The organism is Rugosimonospora acidiphila (assembly GCF_039543385.1).
Lineage (GTDB): Bacteria > Actinomycetota > Actinomycetes > Mycobacteriales > Micromonosporaceae > Rugosimonospora > Rugosimonospora acidiphila.
Window position 1 is genome coordinate 143,347 of record NZ_BAABJQ010000020.1, and the last position, 22,639, is coordinate 165,985.

Genomic DNA, 22,639 nt, shown 5'->3' on the forward strand with positions numbered 1-22,639 from the left:
CCGCGTCCCGACCGGCCTGCCGGACCGGCCGATACCTCAGCTACCCGGCACGCCGCCGCTACCGGCGATTCCAGCGCGCGCCGCCGTCGAAGTATCCCTTGTTGCGTTCGATGAAGGCGTCGACGGTGAGCGGCGCGACGCCCGTCAGCGTCTGGACGACGTTGTTGGTGCCGGCGAAGACGCCGTTGCGGTAGTCGATCGCGACGTTGACCAGGTGCTGGACGAAGTGCGGATCCTGGCCCTGCCGTTCGAGCGCGGCCTCGAACTCGTCGAGTTCGACCGGTGCGTAAGTGACCTGCCGATCCAGGACCCGCGTCATGGTCTCCGCCATCTGGTAATGGTTGAGTTCCACCGGACCGTACAGCGGGTAGATCTTCCCGGCGTGCCGCTGGGGATCGGCGAGGATGGCAGCGATCACCCGCCCCTGGTCCTCCGCGGCGATGGGCGCGTGCTGCGCGTCGGCGAAGGGCAGCCGAAGCTCGCCGGTCGTCCGGTCGAGGGTGCTGATGAGCCACTCGGCGAAGAACGTGGGCCGCAGGTGGGTCACCGCGCCGTCGAAATGGTCGAGCAGTCGTTCGGCGATCCAGTGCTGACGGGCGGCATTGCTGACGGCGTCGCGCCGGGCCGAGATCTGCGACATGTTGACGATCGCGGCGACGCTGTTCTCCTCGGCCGCCTGCAGGAACGTGGCGGTGGCGTCGATCAGGCCCGGCGCCACCGGATACACGAGGTATGCGGCGTCGATGTCCCTGGCGGCCCGGCTCACGGCGTCCAGGTCCAGCAGGTCCCCGACGACGATCTCGGCGCCAGCCGCGGCGAGCCGGTCGGACCGCTCGCTGGTGCGGCGGACCAGCGCGCGTACGTGATGGTCCTGCCGCAGGAGCGTGGTCGCGGCGTACTCGCCGGTCTTGCCGGTAGCGCCGGTGATCAGGATGTTGCTGGGCAAGATGTGGTTCCTTCCGATGCGGTGCTGGTGCGCCGCTACTTGGCCGCCTCGTCGCCGACGAGGTTCCCCCGCATGAGCCACGTCGGGCCCTCCGCGTAGTTGCTGGCCTCGGCGAAGAACGCGCCGAAGTAGGGGCCGCTGGCGTGCGCGTTGAACGCGTCGGCGTCGGTGTAGACCTCGTTCAGGTAGAAGAGGTTCTGGTCCTTCTCGTCGGCGATGACCTCGAAGCGGTGCGAGCCGGGCTCGTTCGCCAGGGAGTCATGCGCGGTCTTCTTGGCCGCACGGACGAAGTCGTCGCGGTGCTCCGGCTGGACGGTGAAGGAAACGAGAAATTGGTACATCGGAACAGCCTCCTCAAGAGAACGTGATGCCGGCGATACGTCGCCGCCGACGCCTGGCCGCGGACCGCCGCACGGTCAGCTGGAACCCAGTTCAGTCAGTGAACTGGGTTACCGTAACACACGCCAGTTCAGTGAGCGAACTGGTGCGATACGCTCTGAACATGTCCCTCCCCAGCACCTACGCCGACCGCAACTGCTCGCTGGCGCGGGCGTTGGAGGTCCTCGGAGAGCGGTGGACGCTCCTGATCATCCGCGACGCGTTCCACGGGGTACGCCGGTTCGGCGACTTCGCCGCTCAACTCGGGATTCCCCGCGCCAGCCTGACCAGCCGGCTGAAGTTCCTGGTCCAGGAGGGCGTGCTCGCCCGCGAGGACGACGCCGCGGGGAACGTGGAGTACCAGCTGACCGCGAAGGGCATCGCGCTGTGGCCGACCGTGCGCACGCTGATGGACTGGGGGGACGAGTTCTACTCCCCGAACGGCGCAAAGCGCGTCATGCGCCATGATCAGGACAAAGGTCTCCTCGACCGCGAGGGACGCTGCCAGGAGTGCGGGTCGGTCATCCCGGTGCCGGAGATCCAGATCGAACCCGGACCCGGATTCGAGCCAACGGGCTCCGATCACGACCCCGTGTCCCACGCGATGAACACCCCACGTCGACTCCTCGAACCGATCACGATGCCGCGTATACCCGTGACGGGCGAGCGCTAACTCGGCACGACGCGCGCCCACCCCTCGCGGCATCCGGCGGAGTGGACGGAAGGGGGTACGCTCGTAGGGTGAGTTCGGAAGTCGAACCACATCGCCGTACCGAGAGGACCGCGGACGATCTTCATCACGTCCGCGCTGGCCATCTTCACCGGCCTGGGACTGGGCTCGATCATCCTGTCCCTCGGAGCGCAGATCTCCAAGGACCCGATCCACACGCACAGCGTCTTCGTTCAAGGCCTTGTCTTGGGCATCTCCTCCGCCGTGATCGGTATCTCGGCGCTGCTGTTCCGGCCCTTTGCCCCACGCACCGCGATCATCGCCGGCGGGGCCAGCGGCGCGGCGGCACTCGCCTTCCTGGTGCCCTCGAGCCTCGCGCACTCCCTGCCGCTGTACATCGCATCGCAGATCAGATCCTCGGCGGCGCCGCCATGGGCCTCGCGCCGCTCGGTGGGATCGGGCTCATTCAGCGTGGCGCGCCAACGCGACCGGGTGACCCGACCTCACCCACCCTTCGGGCGGTCAGCCCGTCGCCGCCGCGTCCTCCAAGGCCCGCCCGTTCGTGCGCGGGCCAGCAGCCGCCGGCCAGCGTCGCGCACACCGTCAGCCTCGGCGGGTTCACCGGTCGCCAGACCATCCTCGCGGTCTGGAATATCGCCGACACCGCCAACGCCTTCTACTCCTGCATCGACGTGCAGATCGGTGGGGGCGGCGGCGGAAACTCCACCGCCGCCGCCACCGCCCGGACGCCGCTCGGCCCCGACCTGGAGCCCGACCGCGGTGTACGTGGGTGGTAACACGGTTTCCTACAACGGGCACACCTGGCAGGCCAAGTGGTGGACGCAGGGCGAAACCCCCGGCGCCTCGGACGTGTGGGCCGACCAGGGCACCTGCTCGACCGGTGCGGCCGCGCCAACCGTGACCGTGGGCACGCCACGATGACCCGCGTGGGGTTTGCTGCGCCCGGTCCTCAGCTGCTCCGGACCTCAGCTCTCGCCCGTCCTCAGCTCTCGCCGGTCCTCAGCTCTCGCCGGTCCTCAGCTGTGCCGGTTCTCGACTGTGCCGGTTCTCGACTGTGCCGGTTCTCGACTGTGCCGGTTCTCGACTGCCCGCGGTTCTCAACTGCCCGCGGTTCTCAGCGTCCGACGGTTCTCAGCGTTCGACGGTCCTCAGCGTTCGACGGTTCTCAGCTGTTGCCGGTTCTCCGGACGCCGGTTGGGGCCCCTGGGTCGGTTGCGCGTCAGCCGGCCCAGGGGGTCGTCTGCAGGGTGCCGGTGGTGCCCAGGTCGATCGGACGCGGCGGCACGACCAACTGCGCCGGATCGCCCTCCCGGGGCACGATCTGAAGGTACGCGCCGGTGACCGGCGTGCCGTTGGTGACGATGTCGTGCCACTCCAGGATGACGAACGGACCATGGCCCGGCGATGCCGTGATCGTCCCCGGATCCGGTGAGGCACCGAACGCCGGCCGGTGCGTGACGGTCACGGCAAACGGCCGCCGGTCGGCCGACAGCACCTGGATGCTCGGGTATCCGCCGACCGTGTACGGCTGCGAACCGCAGTTGACCAGGTCGAGTTCGAGGGTACGGGTACCGGCCGCGGCCTGCGGGTCTTCGGGGACGATGCGCACCCCGGACGCCGGGCAGGGCGGCGGTGAACCGTTCGCGGCCATCGTCTCGCTCGCCGATGCCGTCGCGGCGTTCACCGGCGGCGCGGCGTTCCTCGGCGGCACGGCGGCCGCGCCGCCTGCCCCGGCCCTGGCCGCTCCCGGCCCGTTGTCCGGCACCGTCCCGGGCTGCGCGCACGCGGTCAGCTGCGTCGCCAGCAGGATCGCGCCCGCCAGGGCGCCGAAAACCTTGCCCGCGATACCGTTTCCTCGCCCAGTCGACATCGCCCGTCACGATAACGGGTCCGCGCCCGCGGCGGGGCCCCAGCCCCGGCCGCGGCCCCTGCTGTGGCAACCCGGGTGGGTCGCCGGTCGCAACCGCACGACGCCAACCGGCAGGGCACCCGCGCCTCGGCCGCCACGCGCCGTACTCTCGAAATCTGCGACGGCGCTGTACGCGGCCAGCCGCAGCGGCCTGACGATGCCGCTACCCTCGCACGGGGCCGGTCGGATTCGGCCCGATAGCAGGAATTCCTGGATGCGGGCGAGCGTGTCGCTGGTACTCGTGTGCACGTGACCGGCCATGCCGAGTGACTTCGCGGTCGCGACGTGCCCCGGTGTGTCGTCGATGAAGAGGGTCCGCGGGGCGGGCGCCCACACGTTCCAGGGCCACCGTGTAGATGCGAGGGTCGGGCCTGGCATACCCGACTTCGCAGGACAGGACGATGGCATCGACCAGGTCCAGGAGGCCGGCGTTCGCCATTTTGGTGCGCAGCTGTGGCCAGGTGTTGCTCACGATGGCGGTCTTCGCCGAGTGGCGCAGGTCGTACCCGGTCGTCGTTCCTGCCGAAGAGTGCGGCGAGGAAGGCGGGTCGGGACATGCCGAGTCGGGCGCTCCACTCGCCGGCGGCAGCGGTCAGGTGGTCGGCGACGAGGACTTTCGGCGGGTGCGAGAGCTGCCGGCGGGGCGGTCCAGCGAGCGCTCGTGGCGATCGTTGCCGGTGGGTGTCATTGCCTGCGGTGGTAGATGTTGCGGCGGGGTTGTTGGTCGGGGTCAAGGTATCGGGGTGGGATGAAATCGGGTAGCCCGTCGCCGGCGATCCTGACCCGCCAGTCGCCTTGGTGGATCACCCGGTGGTGGTGTGCGCACAGCAGCACCCCGTTGTCGAGGCTGGTCGGCCCGTCATCCAGCCAACTGACGAGGTGGTGCCCGTCGCACCACCTCGGTGGGCGATCACAGCCCGGAAACGCGCAACCCCGGTCGCGTAGCACCAGGGCGCGGCGGATCGGGCCGGTGAACAGGCGCCGCTCCCGACCCACGTCCAGGACCTGACCCGTGCTGCCCAGCACGGCGGGCACGATCCGGGCATCACACGCCAGCCGGCGGGCGGCGGCCGGGCTGAGCACGGTCCCATCGTCCAACGTGGCGGCGCCGACCTGCCGGCGTAGGGTGTCCAGGTCCACGGTGACGGTCACCTGCGGCCGATCCCCACCATTGTCGGGCAACTCCCCACCGGCCAACGCCAGCCGGCACACCTCCACCAGGGCATCGGCGCGTCGCTGCTGCGGGCTACGCAACCCCGCCTCATCAACCGGTCTGGGTGCGCACAACGGATCGATCGCCGCCCGGACCACGGCGGCGGACTCCCGGTCCAGCCACCCGGTCAACCGCACCCTCGCCTGGCCCGGCACGTCCGTCAGATACAGGCACCGGTCCGCGTGGGCACGGTCCTCGTCCCGGGCCAACTGTTGCGCGGCCTGCCTCTCGACGACCTCGGGGGCGACCACGTCCAGCAGTCGACCGGTCAGCCGACCCAACTCCCTGGGCCCGAACACCGCACACTGCCCAACCAGAAACTCCTCCCCCTCGGCCCGAACATGCCCCGGCAAAGTCGGGACAGCGGCCGCGATCACCTGCGCCTGCTCAAGATTGACCGTCCCGGCCGCCAATGCCTCCACCGTCTTCGGCAACCCGCCGTGCAACGCCGCAGCGAGCCTCACCTGACGCGCCGCCGTACCCCCAGACAACCGATACCGGTCACGCAACCACGCGGTCGTCGTCGTAGCACCCTGCCGCCGGGCAAGGTCCCGCCCATCGACCTCCCGAATCAAGCCCAGCCGGACCGCGTCCAACCGCGACGCCAACGCATACGCCCGATCCAAACAGTCAATCAACACCTGCGGGGACTGAGCCCAGACCGACGCGTGCGCGAGCGACCGCACCGCGTGCTCCAGCTCGATCAACGGATCCCCGTCCACGAACCAACGCTACCGACGGGGTACGACACTAACGGCGGCGATCGGCCCTTGCCGATGGGTGATCTGTTGCGGATGGTGAACGGTGGTGAGCCGCCGGGAGCGACCCCGCGCCGCTGGGAGAACCGGGTTAGGGTGATCCGAACCTCGGTGCCGCGGCCCGCGAGGCCCGGTGCACGGTCGATCCATGGCGAATAGGGACGGGTAACGATGGCAGCAGAGCCGAACGCGGCCGACGAGAGGCCGGAGCACGGGTCGTCGATGGGGCTGGACACCAGCGTGGCGCATCCGGCCCGGGTCTACGACTACTGGCTCGGGGGCAAGGACAACTTCGCCGCCGACCGTGAGGCGGCCGAGCGAGTGCTCGCGGCAACCCCCGGTCTGCGCATCCGGGTTCGCGCGAACCGCGCGTTCCTGGCCAGGACCGTGCGGTACCTGGCCGGCGAGGCGGGCATCCGGCAGTTCCTGGACCTCGGCACCGGAATCCCGTCGGCCAACAACACGCACGAGGTGGCGCAGGCGGCTGCCCCGGCGGCGCGGGTCGTGTACGTCGACAACGATCCGATCGTGCTCACCCATGCCAGGGCGCTGCTGACCAGCATGCCGGGCGGCAGCACCGACTACCTCGACGCCGACCTGCGCGATCCGGAACGGATCCTGGCGATGGCCGGAAACATCCTGGACTTCGAGCAACCCGTCGCGGTCATGCTGCTCGGGGTCCTGCACCTCGTGCGGGACAGCGAGGATCCGTGGGGCATCGTCGAGCGCGTGATGGCGGCCGTACCGTCGGGCAGCTATCTGGCGATCTCCCACCCCGCCATGGAGATCAACCCGGGGCAGGAGGAGGCGCAGAGGCGCTACAACGAGCGGGTCTCGACGCCGCAAACCCTGCGGACCCACTCGGACGTCGAGCGGTTCTTCGCCAACCTGGAGTTGGTCGAGCCGGGCCTGGTGCAGGTCCACCAGTGGCGGCCGGAGCCCGGCGATCCCACGCCGGAGGACGGCACGAGCGCCCACGGCGGGCTGGGCCGCAAGCCCTGACACCGGCAGGGGACCGCGCGGCCCCCGATGCCCCCGCGTCGAGCGGTCCGACGCCGGAGAGGACCACCCGAACCTATACGCGGCGCAACCGGCTGGTCACCACGCCAGAAATCCGATCCCATCTCTGACGTGAACCGTCTTGCCGCCGGCGGCGTGACTCCACGACGGGAAGACGGAGTGCCGTGCCAGAGGTTGGCATACCCTCGTTGAACTTTGGGTTGCTGAACGGACAGATCCCGTTGAACCGCGCGGAAACACTTCCGCGCCGGGCGCATTCGGCATTCTCCTTCCGACGGAGCGCGTGTTTTGATCGCACGACCCAGGTGACGAGGGAAAGGGAGCTCGGGTGGACAACCAGCCTGCCGTGGCCACTCGGGACCGCAGCCCCTCGCTAACCGGCCTGCGCGCGTGGGCCGCCGGCACGGTGGTGGTTTACCACCTGTCCACCGAGGTCGGGCAGCTGCCGGTGTTCAGCGAGCTGTTCCGGTTCGGGCGGATGGGGGTCACCCTGTTCTTCGTGCTGTCCGGCTTCGTGCTGACCTACACCTATGACGGCCGGAGGATTAGCAAGCGGACGTTCTACTGGCGGCGCTTCGTCCGGATCTGGCCGCTGCACATTCTCGTGCTGGCCGGCAGCGCCGCCGTGCTCATCGCGCTGGGCGCCACGCTGTCCGCCAAACACCTGGCGCCGTCGGTGGTGCTGCTGCACGCCTGGCTGCCGAACTCCCGGATCGTCGGCGATACCGTCGGCGCTTCCTGGTCACTGTCTGACGAGGCGTTCTTCTACGCACTGTTCCCGTTCCTGCTTCCCTTCGTGGCCAAGAGGTTCCGGTACTGGCGACAGACCATCGCCATCCTGTTCGGGTGCTACGCCGCCTACTTCGTCATCGTCTCGCTGACCCTGCACGGGTACACCCAGAGTTGGGCGCTGGACTACCTGCCGGTCGTCCGGATCAGCCAGTTCATCGCCGGCATGGCGATCGGGGTGGCCTTCAAGCGCGGGGTGAAGGCGCCGGTCTCGCTGCGCATGGCGCTGCTGCTGACCATCGGGTGGGTGGCGGTGACCCTGGTGTGGGCGCGGGTGCCGTGGGACTTCCCGTTCCAGCCGTACTCCGGCTCGCAGGCGTTCGCCTTCCCGGTCTTCGCCCTGCTGATCTGGGCGCTGGCCGAGCGGGACCGGGCCGGTCGGTCGCCGTGGCTGGTCGCGTCGCCGATCGCTATCCGGCTCGGGCACTGGTCGTACGCGTGGTATCTGGCACACAAGGTGACATTCCCGGTCTGGACCCGCATCGCGGGACAACCGCACACCGGCCGGCAGATCGCGCTGGCCTGGGTGGTCATCTTCGTCAGCAGCCTGATTCTCGCCGGCCTGTTGTACCAGTTGTGGGAGAGGCCGGTCGAGCGCTGGCTCAAACCCAGGCTGCTGGGCCGGGAGGGGCCGCCCAGCGGCAGCGGTCCGACCGCCGGCGGCTCGACCGGCAGCCACCCGACCGGCGGCGATTCGCCCGATCCGTCCCCCCTGCCCGCCGCGTCCGCCGCCGGCCCGCCGTCGCCGGCCCAGGCGTGAGCGCGCCAACCGGGAACGCAGCAGCCGTGAGCGAACCGGATGGGCGGGGCGAAAGAGTAGGGCTGGCCATACCCGGGGAGTAAGGCTCGGTGGCTGGGGCAGCCGTGGGCGCCTGGCTAGCGTGGGCCCATGTCCATACAGCGTCAACCCGAGCGCCCGACCCGCGTGCTGGGCTCGTTGCGCCGCCGCGGTTTCCTTCTCTCGGCCTGGCCGTGGCGGTCACTGGCCTATCTCGCCGGCACCGCCGTCATCGCGACCCCCGTGTCGATCGCCATGGCCTGCGTCACGTTGCCCTGGCTCGCCCTGCTGGGCTGGGCGGTCAGCGGGCACGAGCGCGGCACGTCGGTGACCGTACCGGAGCTGGTCGCGGCCGTGCTCGTCGGCGCGGTACTGGTCACCACGCTGGGGCCGGCGCTGGCGATGCCGCTCGCCGCGCTGGAGCGCCGGCGGCTGGCCCTCATCGACGCGCGCCCGATCTCCTCGGGGCACCGGCCGCCCCCGCCCGGCCTGGCCGCCTGGCTGCGCGCCCGGTACACGGAGCCGGCCACCTGGCGCGAGGTGGCGTACGCGGCGTTCATGGCGTTCGTGGTGCCGGTCGGGTACGGCATCGCCGCGCTGGCGGTGTTCCTGGACCTCGTGCTCATCGCGAGCCCCTGGCTGGCCGGCGACTCCGCGAACGAGATCTCGCTCGGGCCGGCCAGGGTGATAACCGCCGGCCAGGCCGCACCGTACGCGATCGCCGGGGTCGTCCTGTTGCCGCTGGTGCCGTACCTGTTCGGGCTGCTCGCCTCGGCGCACGGCGCCGTCGCGCGGGCGCTGCTCGGCGACGCCGGACACGCCGCGCTGCGCGAGGTGTCGCGGTCCCGGGCCAGGCTGGTGGACGCCTTCGAGGCCGAGCGCAGGCGCATCGAACGCGACCTGCACGACGGCGCGCAGCACCGGCTGACCAGCCTCACGCTGCAGCTGGGGATGGCCCGCCTGGACCTGCCCGAGGGCTCGGCCGCGGCGGGGCCGCTGGCCACCGCGCACGATCAGGCGAAGGAGCTGATGGTGGTGCTGCGCGACCTCATCCACGGCATCCATCCGCAGGTGCTGTCCGATCTCGGCCTGCCCGCCGCCATCCGGGAACTGACCGGCAGGTCGCCCGTGCCGGTGACGCTGACCGTCCAGAGTGGACTCGACCAGCGCCCGCCCGAACGGCTGGAGAGCGTGGCGTACTTCGTGGTGTCCGAGGCGCTGACCAACGTGACCCGGCACGCCGGGGCGGCGCACGCGCAGGTGGACCTGTCGGGCACCGGCGGGCTGCTGGTCGTGGAGGTCCGCGACGACGGCCACGGCGGGGCGGATCCGGACGCGGGCAGCGGGCTGACCGGCCTGGCCGATCGCGTCGCCGCCGTGGGCGGCCGGCTGCTGCTCGCCAGCCCGACCGGCGGCCCCACCCTGGTCCGGGCGGAGCTTCCGTGGAACCGATGACCCGGGTCGTCCTCGCGGAGGACGGGGTGCTGCTGCGTGAGGGTCTCGCCGGGGTGCTGGCGCGGTTCGGTTTCGAGGTGGTGGCCGCGGTCGGCGACGCCGGGGCGCTCATCGACGCGGTGCGGACGGGCGAGACGGATCTGGTGGTGACCGACATCCGGATGCCGCCGGGCTTCTCCGACGAGGGACTGCGGGCCGCCGTCGAACTGCGCGATCGGCACCCGGGGCTGGCCGTCGTGGTGCTCAGCCAGTACATCCAGTACGAGTACGCGTCGGCGCTGCTGGACAGCGGCGGTGGCCGGAGCGTCGGGTACCTGCTCAAGGACCGGGTGGTGGACGTGGCCGACTTCGTCACGGCGCTGCGTACCGTGGTCGGTGGCGGAACCGTCGTCGACCACGAAGTGGTACGGCAGTTGCTGCGCCGCCCCCGCGACCCCCTGGCGACCCTGTCCGCCCGGGAGCGAGAGGTGCTCGCGCTGGTGGCCGAGGGGCACTCCAACGCGGCCATCGCGCGGCGGCTGTTCGTCACCGAGGCGGCGGTCGTCAAGCACGTCGGCAACATCCTCGCCAAGCTCGGCATCCCGCCGACCGAGGACGCGAACCGCCGGGTGCTGGCGGTGCTGGCCTACCTGCGCGCCACCGTCTGAGCCACCACCGCCTGAGCCGCCGCCCGGGCCGCCGGGCATGCCACCGGAACGGCCCAGGCGACGGCGGGCACCGCGTGATGGTTCACGAGGGCGAACGGTCGCGTCCCGAGTTCATCACCAGCTCACGCAGGCTGTCCAAAGTGGCCGACGGATTGAGGATGGCGGTACGCAGCCGCCGCAGTTCGGTGGCCGTCTCGCGGGCCTCGTAGCGCACCCGGAGCATCTCCCGGTCCAGTTCCTGAATGCGCACGCGCAGGGGCTCGATGAGAGTCAGGGCGGTGTCTGTCAGCACATCGGCGGTGTCCGCCTTGGTCTTGCGCCAACGCAAGGCCGCCGCGGTCGCGGCGCCCAGGCCCCCACCCGCGCCAATGATCGACAGCATAGATGTGATGATGTGAGTCCAGTTGCTATTCATGGTTGGTGCGCTGTCCAATGAGCGTGGTTACTTCACCGATAATCTGTGCCTTGACGGCCTGATCGAACCTGCGCAGATCCCCCCAGATCTGGGTCAGGCGCCACCAGGACCCGGCTCCCACCGCCGCGACGAACCCGCCCGCTGCCGCGCCGTCGATCCCGGCGAAGGCCACGACACCCACCGTGTACATGGCGGCGGCCGTGCCCAGCACCAAGACCGCGATGGCCTCGATCGACAGGCTCGTCTGAATGGCTCCCCGCCAGAACACGCCGAGGAGTCCGACGACACCCGAGACCGCCAGGAGGATCACCCAGACGAGCCTTACCGGCCCGGGCATCGCGGCGTCCACCGCGGGCGGGCGGGTATTGGTCAGGATCAGGATGGTGGCGACCACGAGCGCCGCGATCAACACGACCACCTCGAAGGGGTGGCGACCCGAGGTGATCCGGATCGGCGTCATGGCTCCTCCTCGCATCCGACCGGGGAGGGCTTCCCGCCGGCCGCTCCGCCGGCCCGACTCGCCGCGATCCGGGGTTCGCCGCGCCGATCCTAGGAACGACATAGGCATTACCGCCCTCACAGAGAGTCATGGATTTTTGGAAGCGCCACGCCAGGAGTTCCCAGACGATCTCGAATTAACTACTATGAGTGAAGGTAGCCCCTTCATTCTCCGAACGCCCGCGGTCCTGCGGTCGTCGTCGAACATCGGGGCTGACCTGCTGGTCGAGATAGGTGTTGAGGCTGCGGGTGGGGCAGCGCGGGCGCTTCGGCCCGCCGTTGCGTATTGGACTGACCTCTACGTTGCCGGCCATCAGGTCGGCGAAGGTCTATTACTGTTAGTAAGCGTGCCCGGGTTGGGTCTGCTTTGTCAAACGTCCACCCGACGAGCCGCATCTGCGACACTCACGCCTGTCTGTGATCCGACATGCCGGCCACCTCACTCGTTGGAGCCCGCGGCTTGCCGGCCCCACGTCGCGTTCGCGAGCAGGTCGCGCAGCCGCCGGGCGGAGCGCGGGAAGGGCGTGTCGGGCGCCGACAGCCGGTGCTCGGCGGAGTCGCTGTCGACGTCGAAGTACAGCGCGAACTCGACGCGGTTGCCGGGCTGCTGGACGAACCCGATCACGTGCTCCACGAAATCGGGGTCGTCGCCGCCGCCGTGACCGTCCACCCGGGACACCAGCCCCCACTCGGGCAGGGCCAACTCGGCGCCGTGCCGCGTCGCGAAGCTCACCCAGAACTTCAGGCCATGGTCCCCGCCGTTCACCTCGCCCCACACCGCGCGGGTGCGGGCCAGGCGCTGCCCGGCCGTGGCGGTGGCCGGGATCGGGTAGGTGCGCGGCTGCCACGAGACGTCGTACACGTCGAGCCCGATGATGTCGACGTATGAGTCGCCGGGCCAGGCCCGCTCGGCCGCGAACGACTGCGCGCCGATCGTCGGGTTCCAGAGGAACGTGAAGCGCTGCCCCGGTACCGACCGCATGACGGTGACCAGCCGCCGGAAGCAGCCGGCGAAGGCGCGCTCGTGGCCGGCGGCCGACCAGGCGTACCAGGTTCCGTTGAACTCCCAACCCGGCCGCACGATGGTGTCTGCCAGCCGGTCGGCGATCAGGTTGCCGCCCAGCGCCCGCCAGCGCGGGTCGTCGTCGCCGGCCGCACACTGCTCCAGCGTCGATCCGTCGGAGTTCACCGACCGGGCGGGCATCGGCAGCATGGGTACCGACAGCACGAGCCGGCGTCCCGAGTCACGCCACGCGTCCAGCAACCAGCTCGGGCCGGTGATGGTGTCCCAGGAGTCCGCGGGAAGGTAGTCGATGCCGTACGGCGCGGGTACCCCGGACCAGAGCTGCCACTGCGGCAGCCGGGCCGTACCCTTGGGCCCGCTGCCCAGGTAGGCGCCGAGCACCGGTCGCGACGGGCCATCGTGGAGCGCCGGATCGGACCGGTCGCGTCGCGGCGCGCAGGCCGCGACGACGGCCAGCAGCGCCAGCGTAACGAGGCTCGCCACGGTGGCGAGCCGGCTCACAGCGTGCCCGTCCGCACCAACAGGGAGACCCGGACCCCGGTCAGCCGCCACTCCTGCTGCGCGGTGAACTCGTCGTGCAGCAGGGCCGCGGTGGTCGCCGGCATCTGCGCGAACCGGTCGGCGCTGTCCGGCGCGGTGGACACGAGCCAGATACGCGGGGTCTCGCCCGCACAGCTGCCCGGCTCCTTGCACTCGAACGCGCCGAAGGTACCCAGCTGCTGCGAGGACACGGCCAGGAAGATGTCGCGCGGTGCCGGGTGCCCGCGCAGCTCGTAGGCGAACGCCCGGCGGCCGTTGCGGGCGGTACCCGCGTAGGCGACGCCGTCGGACGGCCGGAGGTGGGCGGCCACCACGCGGGCGGCGGCGCGCAGGTCCGGCTCCCCCACCACCGGGGAGCGCCGGGCTGCGTGCTGGCCCGGCACCCCGACGAAGGCGATCGCGACGGCGAGTCCGAACGTGAGGACCGGTACCAGCCACCGGGCGCCGCGCACGCGGCCCAGCGCGGCGTGCCCGACCGCGGCGGCCAGCAGGCAGTACGCCGGGAGCGTGAACAGCAGGTACCGGAACAGCAGCAGGTGCAGCACCGGGAAGGTGAGGTAGCAGAACACCGGCGGGAACAGCGCCCAGCACACCAGCATCACGGCCTTGTCCCGGGAGGCGCCGTTCCAGGCGACCAGTTCGTGTGCGGCCGTGTCCGACCCGGCACCGTCCTGCCGTACGCCGTCCGGCCACCCGTTCCCCGCCGTGGCGCGGTCCCGCGCGTCGGCGAACACCGGCGCGTACGGGCCGGCCAGCCACAGCGCGAGGGCGCCCAGCCCGGCCAGGACGAGCAGCGCGGCGGCCACCGCCCCCGAGCCGAACGTCTTGCCCGGCAGTTGGGCCAGCGCCTTGCCGTCCGCGCTGATCCAGTCGATCGCGCTCGACTCGTGGGAGCCCTTGGCGGCCAGGGGCAGCACCACGGTGACGACCACGGCCAGCGGCACGCACCAGCGCAGGATCCGGAAGTCCCGGCGGCCCCGCATCGCGCGCAGCACGAAGTACGTGTGCGACACCAGCGCGGTGAGCGCGACGAAGTGCAGCAGCGCCACCGCGGTCATCGCGGCCGCGTACCCCCACCACCGCCGCCACACCGGCCACAGCGCGGCCCGCACCAGCAGCAGTCCGGCCAGCACGGTCGCGGCCATCACCAGGGCGTACGGCCGCGCCTCCTGCCCGTACCGGCACACCGCGGGCAGGCAGGCCAGCAGCAGGCCGGCGGCCAGCCCCACGACGGTGTTGAACAGCCGCCTGCCCAGCAGCGTGGTGAGCCCGGCCGCGGCGGCCATGGCCAGGGCGGAGGGCATGCGCAGGCTGGCCGCGGAGTCCCCGAACACCGCTATCCACGCGTGCATGAACAGGTAGTACGGCGCCACCACCGCGTCCACGTGGTCCAGCAGCCGCAGCAGGTCGCCGGCCGACAGCGTGGCGGCGTACCAGGTCGCGTACTCGTCGTTCCACATCGCCCGGTGGCCGAGCCCGGGCAGCACGATGGCCAGGGTCACCGCCGCGGCGGGCAGCGCGAGCAGGGCGCTGGCCAGCCCCGAGCGCTTCATCGCGCGATGGTGGATGACCGGCGGACGTTCGACGGAGGCAGGGATCTCCAGGGTGCTGTTGACGCTGCGGGCGGTGGTGTCCATAGGGGTTACCGGGCTTCCAGTAGTGGGGCCAGCAGTGGGGTGAGCAGCTTGATGTAGGTGGCCGAGACGTGGCTGCCGTCGCGGTAGACCAGGGTGTTGCCGATCACCACCGGGCAGACCGAGCTGGTGCAGAACCACGGCGTCGGGTCGATGACCTTCACGCCCACCGCCGTCAGGGTGCCGGTGACGGCCTGGTTGCGGGAGGTGTGGATGGCCTGCGCGACCGGCAGGTCGCACCGGCGGATGTTCAGCGGGTCGCCGGAGACGCAGTCGGGCACGCTGTGCCCCCTCAGGTCGGGGGTGTCATCCATGAGGATCGAGCGGGCACCCGACGGCCGGATCGCGTTCACGGTGGACAGCCAGGCCTGCGCCCACTCTCCGTCGGTCGCCCCGTTGCCGTAGTACAACGAGGAGAGCAGCACGAGGCTCGGGCGCATCCGGTTGATCTGATCGATCGCCGAGGCGCGCCACTGCTGGCACTCGGTGTACGACTGGGCGCTGCCGGTGCGGTCCACCAGAATGGTGGCCGGGGTGCACCCCGCCTTGGCGAGCAGCGCCAGCCGCCAGTGCTGCTGCAGCGCTATCGTGTTGATCGCGTCGAACCACTGGTGGGCGTGCGAGTCACCGAAGATGACCACGATGGTCGGCGACGCCACGTCGCCACGCAGTTCGCAGCCGCGCTCGACGCTGGGCCCGACCGAGGTCTGGCCCAGCGTGGCCAGGCAGTCGCCGTCGTTCGGGTAGTCGTGCGACGCGTTAGTCAGCGGCGGCACCAGGTTGCCGGGCATGGCCGTGGCGTAGCTGCTGGTCTGGATCAGGCTGGTGAGTTGGGCCGCGTCGTCGGGGCCGGCGGTACCCGCCGACGGCGCCGCGAGCACGTGCGCGGTGTTCGTCGCGGTGCCCCGTCCCTTGACCGTGACCGGGATGCTCAGGCTCAGCAGGGCCAGCACGGCCGCGGTGGCGGTCAGCCCGCCGCCGAGCAGCAACCCGTGCCGCGGCCGGGCGCGCAGGCTGCGGTGAAAGCGGATGCGGTCCTCGATCGCGGTCAGCGACATCGCCGCGGGTACCAGGGCGGCCCCGGCCAGCGCCAGGTTGAGCGGCACCCCCGGATCGCGACCCAGCACGTACGGGGCGAGGATCAGCACCGGCCAGTGCCAGAGGTACCAGCCGTAGGACAGCCGGCCGATCTCCTGCATGAACCACCGGCGCAGCACCAGGATCGGGCCGAACCGGGGCGCCGCGGTGCCACCCGCGATCATCAGCGCGGCGCCGGCCACCGGCAGCACCGCCGCGTACCCGGGGAAGACCGTCGCGTCGTCGTAGATCAACGCGGAACACAGCACCAGCAGCAGACCGGACCAGGACAGCGCCGCGGCGGCGCTGGGGCGCAGCCGGGCCAGCCGGTCGGCCGCCAGCGCCACCAGCGCGCCGGCGGCCAGCTCCCAGGCCCGTGCCTGAATGCCGAAGTAGGCCCACGGTTCGCTGTGGCCGGTCTGCCACACGCACAGCACCAGCGACGCGCCGCCGAGCACGGACAGCGTCACCGCGGCCGAGGTCAGGCTCGCCCGCTTCGCCCAGGCCAGCGCGGCGAGCGCCAGCACCGCCGGCCAGATCAGATAGAACTGCTCCTCCACGGCCAGCGACCAGAAATGCTGCAACGGTGAAACCGCCTGCGTGGCGTCCAGATAGGACGTTCCCTGGATGGCCAGCCGCACGTTGATGAGGTAACAGATGCCGGCCAGCCCGTCGGCGGACACGGTCCTGGCGAACAGCGGCGGCGCCCAGTGCCAGGTGGCCAGGATGGTGGCCAGGGCCACCATGACCGAGGCGGGCAGCAGCCGCAGCGCCCGCCGGGCGTAGAACCGGCCGAACGCGATGCGCCCGGTGTTTGACAGCTCGCGGATCAGTTGGGTGGTGATGAGGAAGCCGGAGATGACGAAGAAGATGTCCACGCCGACGTAGCCGCCGGGCACCACGCTCAGGCCGGCGTGGTAGAGCACGACCAGCAGGATGGCGATCGCCCGCAGCCCCTCGATGTCCGGGCGGAAGTGAGTGTCCGTTCGCCTGGCCATCACGCCTCCACGCCGGCTGGGCTGAGTGTCTGTGTCTGTTGACTGGGGATGGCCAGGTCGATCACGTCGTGGTGTTCGATCCGGCGTACTCCCCGGTTGCCGAGCAGCAGCGGTATCTCGAAATACAACATCGGGATCGAGAACACCACGGTGGCCCAGACCCGCGCGCCGCCGTAGGTGAGCATCACGTGGAAGATGCCGATCCAGGTCAGCGCCAGCGAGCCGGCCAGCCAGATCCGCAGCGTACGCAGCACCCGCTTGGCGGTCGGGTTGCGTTTGGCCGCCCCGGTGGGCACCCACGCGGCGGTCCGGCCGCGGACGAAGTCGAACAGCGCGATCGCGTGGCAGAAGCCGATGAGCATCTGGATGCGCACCACCAGCGGGGACCACCGGTTCTCGGTCGCCCGGGGCATCAGTGTCGACCAGACGAACACGGTACCCACCAGCGGCAGGTAGTTCATCGGCCGGATCTGCAGCGGGAACAGCCAGAGCATCAGCAGGCCGGGGATCGGCACGGTGAACGCCGCCAGCGCGGTGGTGATGTAGTAGAGGAATCCGGTCCAGAAGCAGAGCTTCTGCTTGATCGACAGCTGGGAACGGTGGAAGTTCGAGTCGGCGAGCAGGCTCATGCTGCCGGTGCACCACCGGTACTGCTGGTTGGCGAAGCCGTCGAAGTTGTCCGGGCAGATGCCCTTGGCCAGGTTCACCGGTACGTACCGGGTACGGTAGCCGATCTTGGCGAGGTTGACCCCGGTGTGCACGTCCTCGCTGTGGCCGATCTGGGCGAACCCACCGGCCGCCCGCAGCGCGGCGCGCCGGTAGATGGCGTTGGTACCCACGCAGATCGCCGCGTCCACGGCGTCGCGGGCCGGCTGGACCCAGCGGTAGAACAGTTCCTGGGTGGCGCCGGCGGCCCGCTGGAGCCAGTTGAAGCCCGGGGTCGTCACGTCAAAGTACTGCGGCGACTGGACGATGCCGATGGTGTCGTCCTCCGCGAAGTACGGCATCAGCTCGAGGGTCATGTCGGGGCGTGGGACGAAGTCGGCGTCGAAGACGTGGATGAACTCGCCCGACGAGTGCTCGAAGCCGTACTTGAGGTTGCCCGCCTTCTTCAGCTCACCCCGGTTGGGGCGGCTCAGGTAGGTGAACCCGAACCGCTCCGCCAGGGTGGCCACCTCCTCGCGGGCGGAGTCGTCGAGGACGTACACCCTCAGCGCCCCGGGCCAGCGCAGCCCGGCCACGTGCCGGTAGGTGTTGGCGAGGATGTAGAGCGGCTCACCGGCCGAGGGCAGGAACACATCGACCGAGGGGTAGTGCCGCGGCCGGTAGGCGGCGACCCTCTCGCGGTGCCCGGCCAGGGTGCCGCGGCGCGGCCGGGTGCTGGACACCTGGCTGATCACGACGGCGATGATCTGCACCGTCATCAGCTCGTACAGCAGGCTGGTCCAGATCGAGTTCAGGGCCAGCCGGGACAGCCCGTACATCACCCCGGTGAACGCGCACAGGAAGAGCAGGAAAATCCAGCGCGCCTGCGGTCCGTAGTACTGATCCTTCTCCACCTCAGTGGGAGGCTGTGGCAGATACGGCGGGCCGGTGGGGCGGGTTCTCCTTGGCCGCGGCCGGACACGTGTGGTCACTGCCTCGTTCACCCTCAAACCTTTCTGCTGAGTTGGGCTTCAGATCACCTGGCGGAGCGGGACGGAGCGAACCTGCGGCTACCAACGGTTATCAATCAACTACGCAGGGGGACGCTAGTGGATGGCTCGGCAAACGGAGGGTCGGAAATGCTTCCCGATTTAGTGGCATCAACAACACGCCTGAGCCGCATCCCGCCGGCCGTCGCGCTCGTTAGGGGCGCTCATCACCCGGCCGCGCCCGCGACGGAGGCGCGCTCGCGCAGGCCCGTCCGACCGCACCTGGGCGCGACGAACGGGCCGACACGGACCGGGTCCGTGCGGCGTGCGTGCGGTGGGTGTGGCGCTAACCGCCGCGGTGCGCACCGGCGGCGGTGGCACCGGTGACCACCTGCGCGTCGGTGATGGTGTGCACGTCGGTCAGCGCGCCGGTGGCGGCGGTGTACCCGACGATCGCGGTGGGTGTCAGCGACGCGACCGGAACGCTGAGGATCTGGCTGCCGTCCACCGCGACGTCGAGCGTCGTCCCGACCACCGTGATGAGCACGTTGTGGGTGCCGGTGCGCAGGTTCGGCACGGCGGTCGAGGAGCCGAGTTTGGTCAGCCCGCCGCCGGCCGCGCCGGTGACCACCGCCACGAAGCTGTGCGAGTCGACACCCAGCTGCGGGTACGTCGAGAAGATGACGGCCGTGCCGGCGAGCCCGCCGAAGCCCAGGCCGCTACCGATCGAGCCCAGGCTGCCCGCCCCGCCGCTGGCCGGATTCACCAGGGCGAAGGTCGCACCGTTCGCACCGGTGCCGCCGTTCATGGACAGGCCGAACGAGGCGGCCAACCCGTCGGTGGCGACCGGCGTGGAGTAGAGGACGGAGCCCGCGGACAGGGCGCGCGCCGGAGTCAGCACCAGCGAGGCGCCGCTCATTGCGGCCGTGCCGTTGAACCGCCAGCCGCTGCCCGGCGGCGCGATCATGGTCGGGCCCGAACTGATCGACACGTTGCGCACCAGGTGCTGGTCGGTCGCCCCACCCGTACTGGCAGTGAAGGCCGGCAGGATGCTCGGCGCGAGGTGGACCGACTGGGACAGCACCTGGGTGCCGTCGATCCAGACGGTGAGCGTGCCGCCCGCGGCGCTCACCTTGACCGCGTGCGTACCGGTGCGCAGGGCCGGGATCGCCGTGGCGGCGGCCAGCCGCTCCACCGCGCCGGTGGGATTGGTGCTGAGGATGCTCACGAAGTTGGCCGACGGATCGCCGGAATTCCGGTAGGTGTCCAGGCTGACCGCGACGCCCGGCAGGCCACCGAAGCCGAGGGCGCTGCCGCCCGCGCCGATGCCCTGCGGCGTGTTGCGGGCCGCGTCGAGCATCGCGAAGGTGAGCCCGTCCGCGCCGGTACCCCCGCCGATCTCGGCGGTGAAGGAGGCGGTCAGCCCGTCGCCGGGCAGCGGCGTGGTGTAGATGGCGGTGCCGATCTTCTCCGGCTGGGCCGGAGTGAGGGCCAGCGTCGAGCCGGACATCGCCGCGGAGCCGTTGAACATCCAACCGCCCGCCAGCACGCTGGGCAGCGCGCTGCCGGACGGGGGCGCCGTGGCCGTGCCGACGACCGGGATGTCGTGCGACCCGTGCCCGTCATCCGAGCTGATCGAGTAGAACCCGTTGAACGTGCCGACGGCGCTGGGCGCGAAGGTCACCTGGATCTGCACGCTGTCGCCGGGGGTGAGCACCTGCCCCTCGGGCAGCGGCGTGTTCACCACGAACGGCAGCGCGGGCGGGGAGGCCTTGGTGATGGTGACGTTGAGGTTGCCGGTGTTCTTCACGGTCAACGTCTGGGTGGCGGTGAGCCCGACCGGTACCGAGCCGAAGTTCAGGCTCGACGGGGAGAAGGACAGCTCGGGGTGCCCGACCTGCCCGGTGCCGCTCAGCGCCACCGTACCGGTGCCGTCCGGCCCGCTGACCGAGATGGTGGAGGTATCGGTGCCCGCCGCGGTCGGCGTGTAGGTCACCGAGACGTTGACGGTCTGCCCCGGCCCCACCACCGTGCCGGTGCCGGGCAGGCCCGAGGCGGTGAACGGGCCGGTGGGCCCGGTGACGCCGGTGACCGTCTCGCCGGTGTCGCCGGTGTTGGTGAAGCTCGCGGTGAGCGACTTGCTGGCGCCCACCACCACGCCACCGAAGCCCAGCGTCGGCGGGTCGCCGGCGAATCCCGGCCGGACGGCGGTGGCCTGCAGTGCGCCGCCGAGCACCCCGGCGGTCCCGTCGGTGAAGGACAGGTCCAGCGCGCCGGTATACGAGCCGGGTGCCGTCGGCGAGAACGTGACAGGCACCTGGATCGACTCTCCGGCGGCCAGGGAGACCGGCAGCGCGGGCGGCGTGGGCACCGAGAACGGCGCGGACGTACTGACCCCGGTGACCGTGACCGGCCGCACCGCGGTGGCGGTGACGGTCGCCGTCGCGGTCTGCCCGACCGCCACCCCGCCGAAATCGGTCTGCGGGATGTTCAGCGCGGCGGTGACCGGCTGGCCGAAGCCGTACAGGCGCCCGTCGCGGGTGCCGACATAGACGCGGCCGGCGGACGACGCCGGGGTGCTGAATTTGACGCCGGTACCGATCGGAAAGCAGCGCAGCAGGTTCAGGTGGCCGCCCACCGGCACCGCGTTGTACGCGCACAGCCGGCCGTTCGCGCCGGTCGGACCGTCCACGTTGACCACCCACACCACGCCCGTACCCGGGGTGGTGCCGTCGGAAGTCACCAGCGGGGAGCCGGACGTGTACCCGAACGTCTCCGCGCTGTTGCCGGCGCTGGACAGGGTGGGTGAGCCGTTGCCGTTGACGCCGTACCGGAACGCGAGCATGGTGCCGGAGTTCTGCACGTAGTAGACCCAGCCGCCCTCGCCACCGTAGGCGGCGGGATGCCCCCACAGCCCGCGGAAGGGACCCACCCGCTGCACCACCTTGTCCCCGCCGAAGCTGCCCTGCCCCTTGCCACCGAGGTCGTCCCGGTTGAGCAGGAACACCCGGCCGTCCTTGCCCACCTCGACCATCAGGTTGGGCACCGACGGCGTGCCGAAGTACTGCGACGGCAGCGCCATCGGGCCGCCGGCCCCAAGGTCCTGGTCGTTGGTGTCCATCTCGTCGGCGTTGCTGGGGCTGAAGTAGTCCCGGGCCGACAGCGTGCCGTCGGCGGCCACGCCCAGCCGCACCACCGACTCGGACAGCTGCCCGGGCGGGCTCGCGCCGGGGCCGTCCGGCGCGGTGACGCCGTTGCCGCTGGTCAGGAAGATGCGCCCCGGCCCGTCCGAGACCAGCCCGCCGCCGCCCTGCCAGATGCCGGCCTTCTTACTGCTCGGGCCGGTCTCGTCCGCCCACATGTTGATGGCGCGGGTGTTGGTGTTGATGCCGGCCACCCAGCCGACGTAGCTGCCGTACCCGCAGTGGCTGCCGAAGCCGAGGTAGACCACTCCGCCCATCAGTAGCAGGCCGGGCCGCTGGTGCGCGCTGTAGGGCTGGAACGGGCGGGTCGGATCGTTGCTGGGCGAGCCGACGATCTGGACGGGCCAGCCCGGGCGCTCGGCGCCGTCGGTGGCGCTGACCGCGTGCAGGTACCAGTTGGGGTGCTGGGCGTCGGGCCCGTCGTTCACCTTGGTGGTGAGGTACACCGTTCCGCTGGACGGGTCGTACACGCCGGTCGAGGTGTTGCCGATGTCCGGGACCAGGTCGCCGCAGCCGATCGTGGAGGCCGGCCAGGCCGGTCCGAAATCGTCGGACCACTTCACCGCGCCGGTGACCGCGTCGAGGCCGTAGACCTTGTCGGTCTCGGTGCTCGCCACCACCGTGTCGCCGATGACCAGCGGCTGGGCGTACAGCTGGCCGTCGAGTTGGGTGGCGAAGAGCTGGCCGAAGTTGCTGCCGGTGACGACGCTGGGCGTGAGGTTGGGTTCGGCCCGGTCCCAGCTCGTACGCAGCGTGTCATCAGCCGCGGTGCGGACATCGGCGCGTGCCGGTACGGCGGTGCGCAGCTGCACCACCGTGCCGGCGACGGCGGCGACCAGCGCGAGGGCGAGCAGCCCCCGTCCCCACCGCACGTTCGCGACCCTGACCAGACGATCCATCACGTTCCCTGTCCCTCGTCGATACGGCGGTTGACGGCGGTACGCAGGCTTCTACCCGGTGCCGGTGGTGTCCGCCGTGGACAAACGAGCGGAGGGGTCGGACAGACACGTCGCGAAGCGATCGCAGCTGCCA

The 22,639-nt window shown here is 70.9% G+C and carries 18 protein-coding genes; 7 read left to right on the forward strand and 11 right to left on the reverse strand.

Going from position 1 to position 22,639, the window contains the following annotated elements; genetic code table 11:
- Positions 1-58: 58 nt before the first annotated feature.
- Both ABEA87_RS28690 and ABEA87_RS28695 read right to left on the reverse strand, forming a co-directional pair.
- Complete coding sequence (locus tag ABEA87_RS28690) at positions 59-946, reverse strand: NmrA family NAD(P)-binding protein (RefSeq protein ID WP_345634834.1); 888 nt, start codon at positions 944-946, stop codon at positions 59-61.
- Positions 947-981: 35 nt separating this feature from the next.
- Positions 982-1,287, reverse strand: a complete 306-nt coding sequence (locus ABEA87_RS28695; protein WP_345634836.1) for a putative quinol monooxygenase — start codon at positions 1,285-1,287, stop codon at positions 982-984.
- A gap of 161 nt (positions 1,288-1,448) precedes the next feature.
- On the opposite strand from ABEA87_RS28695, the gene ABEA87_RS28700 reads away from it, so the two are divergent.
- The 3 genes from ABEA87_RS28700 to ABEA87_RS28710 all read left to right on the forward strand — a co-directional run bounded on the left by ABEA87_RS28700 (position 1,449) and on the right by ABEA87_RS28710 (position 2,936).
- Positions 1,449-1,997, forward strand: a complete 549-nt coding sequence (locus tag ABEA87_RS28700) for a winged helix-turn-helix transcriptional regulator (RefSeq protein ID WP_345634838.1) — start codon at positions 1,449-1,451, stop codon at positions 1,995-1,997.
- A 428-nt stretch (positions 1,998-2,425) separates the two neighbouring features.
- Positions 2,426-2,791, forward strand: a complete 366-nt coding sequence (locus tag ABEA87_RS28705; RefSeq protein ID WP_345634840.1) for a lytic polysaccharide monooxygenase — start codon at positions 2,426-2,428, stop codon at positions 2,789-2,791.
- Positions 2,781-2,936 (forward strand): carbohydrate-binding protein, encoded by a 156-nt coding sequence (locus ABEA87_RS28710; RefSeq protein WP_345634842.1) that lies wholly within the window; start codon positions 2,781-2,783, stop codon positions 2,934-2,936. Before ABEA87_RS28705 ends, ABEA87_RS28710 begins: the two co-directional genes overlap by 11 nt.
- 298 nt (positions 2,937-3,234) lie before the next feature.
- On the opposite strand, the gene ABEA87_RS28715 is transcribed toward ABEA87_RS28710, so the two are convergent.
- A complete protein-coding gene (locus ABEA87_RS28715; RefSeq protein WP_345634844.1) occupies positions 3,235-3,885 on the reverse strand; it encodes a DUF4232 domain-containing protein in 651 nt (216 codons plus the stop codon).
- Between the two features lie 723 nt (positions 3,886-4,608).
- On the reverse strand, positions 4,609-5,859 hold the full coding sequence (locus tag ABEA87_RS28720) for an HNH endonuclease signature motif containing protein (RefSeq protein WP_345634846.1): 1,251 nt from the start codon (positions 5,857-5,859) through the stop codon (positions 4,609-4,611).
- Between the two features lie 207 nt (positions 5,860-6,066).
- Here ABEA87_RS28720 and ABEA87_RS28725 point away from each other — a divergent pair, with 207 nt between their 5' ends.
- The 4 genes from ABEA87_RS28725 to ABEA87_RS28740 all read left to right on the forward strand — a co-directional run bounded on the left by ABEA87_RS28725 (position 6,067) and on the right by ABEA87_RS28740 (position 10,584).
- Positions 6,067-6,897: an SAM-dependent methyltransferase gene (locus ABEA87_RS28725; protein WP_345634848.1), complete on the forward strand. Its 831-nt coding sequence runs from the start codon at positions 6,067-6,069 to the stop codon at positions 6,895-6,897.
- Positions 6,898-7,243: 346 nt separating this feature from the next.
- Positions 7,244-8,464 (forward strand): acyltransferase family protein, encoded by a 1,221-nt coding sequence (locus ABEA87_RS28730; protein ID WP_345634849.1) that lies wholly within the window; start codon positions 7,244-7,246, stop codon positions 8,462-8,464.
- Positions 8,465-8,593: 129 nt separating this feature from the next.
- Positions 8,594-9,937, forward strand: coding sequence for a sensor histidine kinase (locus tag ABEA87_RS28735; protein ID WP_345634851.1), 1,344 nt, complete (start codon positions 8,594-8,596; stop codon positions 9,935-9,937).
- Positions 9,934-10,584: a response regulator transcription factor gene (locus tag ABEA87_RS28740; RefSeq protein ID WP_345634853.1), complete on the forward strand. Its 651-nt coding sequence runs from the start codon at positions 9,934-9,936 to the stop codon at positions 10,582-10,584. Before ABEA87_RS28735 ends, ABEA87_RS28740 begins: the two co-directional genes overlap by 4 nt.
- Before the next feature lie 82 nt (positions 10,585-10,666).
- Here the strand turns inward: ABEA87_RS28740 and ABEA87_RS28745 are convergent, their stop codons facing one another.
- The 7 genes from ABEA87_RS28745 to ABEA87_RS28775 form a co-directional block, all read right to left on the reverse strand.
- Positions 10,667-10,966 carry a hypothetical protein gene (locus tag ABEA87_RS28745; RefSeq protein ID WP_345634855.1) on the reverse strand — a complete coding sequence of 100 codons (300 nt, stop codon included), beginning with the start codon at positions 10,964-10,966 and terminating at the stop codon, positions 10,667-10,669.
- Between the two features lie 25 nt (positions 10,967-10,991).
- Positions 10,992-11,459: a hypothetical protein gene (locus ABEA87_RS28750; RefSeq protein ID WP_345634857.1), complete on the reverse strand. Its 468-nt coding sequence runs from the start codon at positions 11,457-11,459 to the stop codon at positions 10,992-10,994.
- A 477-nt stretch (positions 11,460-11,936) separates the two neighbouring features.
- On the reverse strand, positions 11,937-13,004 hold the full coding sequence (locus ABEA87_RS28755) for a glycosyl hydrolase (protein ID WP_345634859.1): 1,068 nt from the start codon (positions 13,002-13,004) through the stop codon (positions 11,937-11,939).
- Between the two features lie 14 nt (positions 13,005-13,018).
- Entirely contained in the window at positions 13,019-14,698 is a 1,680-nt protein-coding gene (locus ABEA87_RS28760) for a glycosyltransferase family 39 protein (protein WP_345634861.1), read from the reverse strand.
- 5 nt (positions 14,699-14,703) lie between these two features.
- A complete protein-coding gene (locus tag ABEA87_RS28765) occupies positions 14,704-16,770 on the reverse strand; it encodes an acyltransferase family protein (protein ID WP_345634863.1) in 2,067 nt (688 codons plus the stop codon).
- Complete coding sequence (locus tag ABEA87_RS28770) at positions 16,770-18,329, reverse strand: glycosyltransferase family 2 protein (RefSeq protein WP_345634865.1); 1,560 nt, start codon at positions 18,327-18,329, stop codon at positions 16,770-16,772. The genes ABEA87_RS28765 and ABEA87_RS28770 overlap by 1 nt, the downstream gene beginning before the upstream one ends.
- Positions 18,330-18,750: 421 nt before the next feature.
- Complete coding sequence (locus ABEA87_RS28775) at positions 18,751-22,506, reverse strand: Ig-like domain-containing protein (protein ID WP_345634867.1); 3,756 nt, start codon at positions 22,504-22,506, stop codon at positions 18,751-18,753.
- Positions 22,507-22,639: the final 133 nt, after the last annotated feature.